Below are 7,302 nucleotides of genomic sequence, written 5' to 3'. Positions count from 1 at the left end.
CCTTTTCAGTTCTCCGCCGACGAAGGCGGCGCCGACGTCATCGAGTACCGCACGGCCGCCTGACTTAACACCGCATAGACCCACCATCGACGGCCCGGATCGCGCGAACGATCGCCGGCCTGTTCCGATTCATGGAGATCGACATGTTCGACTGGACCAGAAGTTGCTCCTATGACGAGCACCAGAAGAGACGTTTTCACACGACGGCCCGCTCGCGGCTGAAGAAGCTCGCTGCCGAACTTGCTCTGCCGCCGGGCAGCTATGACCTGCGTTCGAACAAGGCGGGTATCGCCGTCTCCGGCGAAATTACCCTGCACCATGACCGGGCATACATCCAGGTTGGCCAGTTCGGCATGTCCTCCGGCCACGGGATCCTGATCCGCACCTGCACGGGCCGCAAGGATTATACCGGCGGAACCAACCACTTCGTCGCGCTCGCCATGCTCGATGATGTTCCGGCGCTCGCCGCCGCCGTCCGCGCCTCACCGGTATCGGGCGCGAAGCAGCACAGCCCGCCGGTCGCCGCGCCGCCTGAAGTAGCCCCATGATTCCCCCACCGCCGACCCTCTCTCGCCGTAGCACCCCGCGCGGCGGGAGGCTCGGCTATTCCGGAGACATGTCATGTCCACCCAACCCCCGTTCCGAAAGGTGTTCGAGGGCGTCGCGACCCGCTCGCAGATGTTTGCGCTCTTCAATCGCCACCGCGATACGCCTGGTGTCGATCCCCTGTCCGGCGTGCCGTATGCGTCGGAATGGTTCGAGATCTCGGCCACCGAATACCACTTCATGCTCGGACTTCTGCCGCCGCTCTTCCAGCGAACCGGCATGTTTGGCATGTCCGAATACAAAGCCGGCAATGTCACCAGCGTCTTCTTCGCGATCAGGATTCGCGGCCGCGAACGCTGGTTCCACGGCTTCTGCGATCTCTCCGACAAACGCAGTCCCGACGCCATGCGGGCAGCGATCATAGCCCATGAGACGGGCGCATTGGACAGCATGACGCGGGAAGAAAAGATCGAGGCGATCTGGTCCGCCACACATGCGGACTTCAGAGGCATCGCCGGCGAGACCGACCCCGATGCCTGGCCACCGGAGCATCATGGCAAGCGGACCATCCTTGTTTACACCGTTGGGCAGGGCACGACCCTCAAGCTTCTGGAGGATCTACCCGACGAAGAGATCGACAGCCGCATGCCGGCAGTCGACGCACGTTCGAGGAGAAAAGGGGGCCACGATACGGAACCATCGTAAGCCACCGCGACCGGCGAACAAGCCAACTAGCCCTTCAACTGCGAGAAAACTGCAAACCAAAAGCGAAAGTCGCGTTCACGTCCATCAAAATGAGCCGTCAACCTGCAATGGGCTGCGGCGGTGGCTGCATCAGGTCCATAGACATCGAGAGCGGCTTTTGCCGCCGCATCCGGGTCAGCAAAATCCCAAACCGTCAGACTGCCACGATTGGGTGCAGCAGCGCTGATACGATCCCCGTGATTGCCTGCCACGCCGAAAAATCTCCCGATGGCTTTGCCGATTATGGTGATCAGGCTTTCGCCTTGCGTTTTGAATTAGGCTTCTTGGCCGCCTCGGGCTTCTTTCCCAAACCCAGCGATTTCGCCAGCGCCGATCGGGTAGCCGAATAGCTCGGGGCGACCATAGGGTAATCCTTCGCCAGTCCCCACTTCGCCCGGTATTCGTCGGGCGTCATGCCGTGCCTGGTCGCCAAGTGGCGCTTGAGCGACTTGTATTTCTGGCCGTCTTCAAGGCTGATGATATAGTCCGGGAACACGGACCTTTTGGGATTGACTGCCGGCTTTGGAGCAGGTGTTTCTGCTGGAGTAGCCTGTCCAATATTAGACAATGCCGAATTCACGCTCGCTATCAAGTCTGGCAGTCCGGACGCCGGTACCGCGTTCTTCTGGACATAGGCTGAAACGATATCCGCAGTAAGTTCAAGAAGATTACTGTTGGTTTCTTCTGGCATCATCATTCTCCTAGCCTCCAGAAAGCTCATATCCTCCAATCTCTTGATGTGCAACTAAGCGCGGTCGGTCGCCGGTGATCTGTTTGAATTCGGCCATGCAGAGGTTCGTCGCGTGCAGGTGCACGGTATGGTTGCAAGTCGCGAATGATGTGGTAGGGACCGTAGTGCGAAGAGGTTCTTGATGAAGCGGATGAGAGAAAAGGACATTCCGCCGTTCGTGCAGGACGTGGCCGCAACGGCTGCGACATCTGTGCAGTCGGTCCGGATTCCTACGTTATGGGCGATGCCGATCTTCCGCGCGGCAAGCGTAGGGGGCTGTACAAGAAGCTCGATGAAATCGACGCTCGCTATGGCAGCCGCGACCATCTGCGTAATAAAATCGTGGCGCATCTGGTGTCGATTGGCCGCTATTTCGGTGCGTCGCTGCTGGAAGGGGAAGCCTGGTCCAGTGGGCCTGCCAACTCGGAACGCAAGATCGACAATGAGGCGCCCGACCTGGCCGAGGTCACGGCCTACGACGTAGCGCACCTCCCGACCTACGCCATTCTGCTGATGGCGGAAGCCGAGTGTATCGACTGGCGCCATGTGGCACGAGTCACCCTGAAAATCGACCCCGGTCGCGAGCCGGACCGTGCACATCGGGCCTGGACGTCGCACTTGACGCGGGCGCGATGGATGGCTGCAAGCGGCTGCGAGCAGCTTTTGCGGAGCGACTTGTTGCAATAGGCATCCGCCGGCCGCGGGAAGCTTTCGTCATCGGCCTGCCTCCCGAAAGCAGCGGGGCCCTCACTCCCCGCAAACCTCGCAGGCGGTCTCCCCATGTTCCTGTGGTATCGCTTCGTGCAGACCAAGGATACCCCTCCGACGCCTGTGTGCCGCCCGATCGCGCCGCAAAGTACCGCGATACCCAACCGCCACTGGATCAATGAATGCGTCGCGGTCGGCGATCGCATCCTCATCGCGTTTGTGGCGAACTCTGACGAAGTTTTCGTCGTTCCCAGTGCCAAAGCGGCTGCAGCCGAGCGCCCCCAACCGTCCTGATCCAGTAGCTCACGCCGCTGGAGGGAGAGAGGGGCCGGGAGGAGTGCGGCCTTGCCGGAGCTCAGAGAGCGCGTCGGCAGGGCGGACACTCTCGCTCGAAGGACATCTCCATGAACATCGTCACCCCCACATCGACCGTTGCCCGGGCGGTCGCTCCCCCGGCCGCGCCGCCGACCCGCACCATCGACACCGCCCAGGCTATTCATCAGGCGGCCACCCGGCTTCTTCCCTTCCTTGAACAGGGCAAGCCCGTCACCACCGCAGCGCTGCGCACGACCATGGCCGACAGCTTCGGCGGCACCGATGCGCAAGGCTTCTGGGTCTGGAAGGATGCCTATGAGGCGCTGGAAGTCGCTCAGGTCCTGTTTCTGCGCCGCTTCGGCTCGGCGATCCTGTCGCGGTCGGCCTCGCCGCAGGCGGCGCTGGCGATGATGCAACGCATCGCCGAACTCCTCCCCACTCACACGCGGCGCTCCGACGAGAGCCAGGCCATGCAGCAGTTATCCACGCCGCTGCCGCTCGCCTTCGTTACCGCTTACGCTGCCGCGATATCCTCTTCGGATCTGGTTCTCGAACCTTCAGCCGGCACCGCACTTCTTGCCGTCCATGCCGAGATTGCCCGGGCGTCGCTCGCGCTCAACGAGATTGCTGCGACCCGCGCCGATCTGCTCGGCCTGTTGTTCCCGCGCGTTCCGGTTTCTCGGCATGACGCCGCCCATATCGACGATCATCTCGACGCCGCCGTCGAGCCATCCGCGGTGTTGATGAACCCGCCCTTCACTGTGGGCGCCTATGTCTACGGACATGTCGCGGATGCGGCATGGCGGCATGTCTCTTCGGCCTTTGCCCGTCTGCGCGCCGGCGGTCGCCTGGTCGCCATAACCGGCACCGGGCTCTCGCCCGAAAACCCCAAATGGCGGCCGGCCTTCGAGCGGCTCCAGCAGCAGGGCAGGGTGGTTTTCACCGCAGCGATCGATGGTCGCGTCTACGCCCGCCACGGCACGACGGCGGAAACCCGCCTGACCATCATCGACAAGACGCCAGCGTCCGATCCGTCCGCATTCGCGGCCTCGCCCGGCAAGGCTACCGATGTCGAGACACTGCTCTCCTGGATTTCCGACCTGCCGCCACGCACACCGGGCGGCTTTCCGGATTCGATCGGCGCCCTGTCGAACAGCATCCTGCACAACGCCGCTGCGCAGATGGCCGCGCGCTCGGCAGCCAGAGCTGCGCCGATCGCAGCATCGGCTGCTGTCGCGAAGAGCACGCGGCCAGTTCTTCCTGTCGCCCGGGCGAAGCCAGTCCGTCCGACCACCTCGGCCAGTACATCAGCTGTTCCTCTTTCCTATGAACTGCGCGACTGGATACCCGAGGCGGGCGGTCGCCTCACTGACACGATCTACGAGCGCTATGCGCTGCAGTCGATTCACATCCCGCGTGCGAAACCCCATCCGACCCCGCTCGTCCAGTCGGCGGCGATGGCCGCGGTCGCGCCGCCGAAACCGTCGTACCGGCCTCTCCTTCCTGATGCGATCATTGATGAAGGGCTGCTATCCGACGCCCAGATCGAGAGCGTCATTTATGCCGGCGAAGCCCATTCCGACCATCTCGCCGACGCCTGGACGGTGGATGAAACCTGCGACGTCGTGTCGGCCGCTCCCGACGGCGCAGAGAATGCTGTTCGCTTTCGCCGTGGCTGGTTTCTGGGAGACGGCACCGGCTGCGGCAAGGGGAGACAAGTCGCCGGCATCATCCTCGACAACTGGCTGCAGGGCCGTCGGCGCGCGATCTGGATCTCGAAGTCCGACAAGCTGCTGGAAGACGCACAGCGCGATTGGGCTGCCCTCGGGCAGGAACGGCTTCTCGTCCAGCCGCTCTCGCGCTATCGGCAGGGCACGCCGATCCGGCTTGCCGAAGGCATCCTCTTCACCACCTATGCGACGCTGCGCTCACAGGAGCGCGACGGCAAGAAGTCTCGCATTGCGCAGATCATCGATTGGGTGAGCCAAGAGGCGGGGAGGGCCGGAGGCGCGACAGGAACATGTAAGTCTTTTGATGGCGTCATCGTATTCGACGAAGCCCACGCTATGGCCAACGCCGCCGGAGGAAAAAGCGAGCGCGGCGACGTCGCACCCTCGCAGCAAGGCAAGGCTGGCCTCCGCTTGCAGCACGCGTTGCCCGACGCGCGCGTCATCTATGTCTCGGCAACCGGCGCAACCGCCGTCGAGAATCTGGCCTATGCCCAGCGCCTCGGGATTTGGGGCAGCGAGGATTTTCCCTTCGCCAATCGCGCCGAGTTCGTCGCGGCAATCGAGGATGGCGGCGTCGCCGCCATGGAGGTGCTCGCCCGCGATCTCAAATCGGTCGGCCTCTACACGTCGCGATCGCTCTCCTATGACGGCGTCGAATACGACCTGCTCGAGCACGAACTGACAGAAGAGCAGATCCGCGTCTACAACGCCTATGCGGATGCCTTCCAGGTCATCCACAACAACCTGACCGCCGCGCTCGAGGCCGCCAATATCACCAGCGAGACCGGCACGCTGAACCGTAGCGCCAAGGCGGCAGCGCGCTCGGCTTTCGAAAGCACCAAGCAGCGTTTCTTCAGCCATCTCATCACCTCGATGATGACGCCGACCCTGACCGGCGCGATCGAGCAGGACCGCGCCGACGGTCATTCGGCGGTCGTGCAGATCGTTTCGACCGGCGAGGCGCTGATGGAACGGCGGCTGGCCGAGATCCCGGCAGAGGAATGGTCAGACCTCCACGTCGACGTGACCCCGCGCGAATATGTGCTCGGGTATCTGATGCATTCCTTCCCAACCCAGCTCTTCGAGGAATATTCCGATGCAGATGGCAACGTCTATTCACGCCCTGTGCATGACACAGAAGGCAATCCGGTCCAGTGCCGCGAGGCTGCGCGCCGCCGCGACGAGATGATCGAAAGGCTGGCCTCGTTGCCGCCGGTCGGCAGCGCGCTCGACCAGATCCTCCACCATTTCGGCACCGACACCGTCGCCGAGGTTACCGGTCGCTCGCGTCGCATCGTCAGGAAGACCGGTCGCGACGGCATCGACCGGCTCGCCGTCGAGAACCGCCCGGGTTCGGTCAACCTTGCCGAAGCCCAGGCGTTCATGGATGACGACAAAGCCGTGCTCGTCTTTTCCGACGCCGGCGGCACCGGCCGCTCCTACCACGCCGATCTCGGGGCGAAAAACCAGAGACTGCGCAAGCACTATCTGCTCGAAGCCGGCTGGCGCGCCGACAACGCCATCCAGGGACTCGGCCGGACGCACAGGACCAACCAGGCGCAGCCGCCACTGTTCCGACCGATGGCCGCCAATGTGAAGGCCGGCAAACGTTTCCTGTCGACCATTGCCCGACGGCTGGACACACTGGGTGCGATCACCCGCGGCCAGCGCCAGACCGGCGGGGCAGGGCTGTTCCGATCCGAGGACAATCTCGAAAGCCCCTACGCCCGTGCGGCGCTACGTCAGTTCTATTATCTGCTGCACCAGGGCAAGATCGAGGGCTGCTCGCTGACGACCTTCGAGGCGGTCACCGGGCTGTCTCTCACCACGGACGAGGGTGGGTTGCGCGACGAGCTGCCGCCGATCACGACATGGCTCAACCGGCTGCTGGCGCTGCGCATCGAAACCCAGAACCTGCTGTTCGAAGTGTTCGAGCAGCTGATCACGGCAAGAATAGAAGGCGCCATCGCCGCGGGCAATTATGACAAGGGGCTGGAGACGATCACGGCGGAAAGCATCATCGTAACCGATCGCCGCGCAGTCTACACGCATCCGGTTTCCGGTGCTCAGTCTCATGTGCTGACCGTGGCACGCAAGGATCGCATCCGCCCGCTCGGCCTGTCCGAAGCACTGGCGATCGCACGCGCGGAACTGCAGTCGGTTCTGCTGATCAACGCGCGGTCAAGCCGCGCGGCGATCCAGCTGCCGACGGCAAGTCTGATGCTCGACGACGGCACGATAGAGCACCGGGTGCGCCTGCTGCGGCCGACCGACGAGCTGCGCTTCGGTCTCGATGCCCTTGCCGAAACTCATTGGCAGCCCGCCGACCGAAGGCTGTTCTGCGAGTTGTGGCAGGCAGAAGTCGCCGCCGTTCCGGAATTCACGACCAGCACCTTCCACATCGTCACCGGCCTGTTGCTGCCGATCTGGCGGCGGCTGCCGGACCATGATTGCCAGGTCTACCGGATCCAGACCGATGCCGGAGAACGCATCATCTGCCGTCACATCCCGCCGACGCTGGTCGCGACC

7 protein-coding genes are annotated in these 7,302 nt (G+C 63.4%); 5 read left to right on the top strand and 2 right to left on the bottom strand.

What is annotated here, in order from left to right:
• Positions 1-143 precede the first annotated feature (143 nt).
• Both EOA60_RS12295 and EOA60_RS12290 read left to right on the top strand, forming a co-directional pair.
• Positions 144-548 (top strand): hypothetical protein, encoded by a 405-nt coding sequence (locus EOA60_RS12295; protein ID WP_245479300.1) that lies wholly within the window; start codon positions 144-146, stop codon positions 546-548.
• 73 nt (positions 549-621) lie between these two features.
• Positions 622-1,251, top strand: a complete 630-nt coding sequence (locus EOA60_RS12290; RefSeq protein WP_127335992.1) for a DUF1419 domain-containing protein — start codon at positions 622-624, stop codon at positions 1,249-1,251.
• 26 nt (positions 1,252-1,277) lie between these two features.
• Here EOA60_RS12290 and EOA60_RS12285 read toward each other — a convergent pair whose 3' ends face one another.
• The gene (locus EOA60_RS12285; RefSeq protein ID WP_127335993.1) at positions 1,278-1,502 is read right to left on the bottom strand and encodes a hypothetical protein; all 225 of its coding nucleotides are present in this window, start codon (positions 1,500-1,502) and stop codon (positions 1,278-1,280) included.
• Positions 1,503-1,540: 38 nt separating this feature from the next.
• Positions 1,541-2,011: a MucR family transcriptional regulator gene (locus EOA60_RS12280; RefSeq protein ID WP_281060740.1), complete on the bottom strand. Its 471-nt coding sequence runs from the start codon at positions 2,009-2,011 to the stop codon at positions 1,541-1,543.
• Positions 2,012-2,257: 246 nt separating this feature from the next.
• Here EOA60_RS12280 and EOA60_RS39865 point away from each other — a divergent pair, with 246 nt between their 5' ends.
• The 3 genes from EOA60_RS39865 to EOA60_RS12260 all read left to right on the top strand — a co-directional run.
• Positions 2,258-2,707 (top strand): hypothetical protein, encoded by a 450-nt coding sequence (locus EOA60_RS39865; RefSeq protein WP_348627481.1) that lies wholly within the window; start codon positions 2,258-2,260, stop codon positions 2,705-2,707.
• Positions 2,708-2,800: 93 nt separating this feature from the next.
• The gene (locus EOA60_RS12265; protein ID WP_127335994.1) at positions 2,801-3,022 is read left to right on the top strand and encodes a hypothetical protein; all 222 of its coding nucleotides are present in this window, start codon (positions 2,801-2,803) and stop codon (positions 3,020-3,022) included.
• Between the two features lie 110 nt (positions 3,023-3,132).
• Positions 3,133-7,302: strawberry notch family protein (locus EOA60_RS12260; protein ID WP_128311403.1), on the top strand; the 4,170-nt coding region annotated here is incomplete at its 3' end.

The sequence above is a fragment of the Mesorhizobium sp. M1A.F.Ca.IN.020.06.1.1 genome (assembly GCF_004023265.1).
Classification (GTDB): domain Bacteria; phylum Pseudomonadota; class Alphaproteobacteria; order Rhizobiales; family Rhizobiaceae; genus Mesorhizobium.
This window is presented reverse-complemented; position numbering and strand designations above follow the sequence as displayed.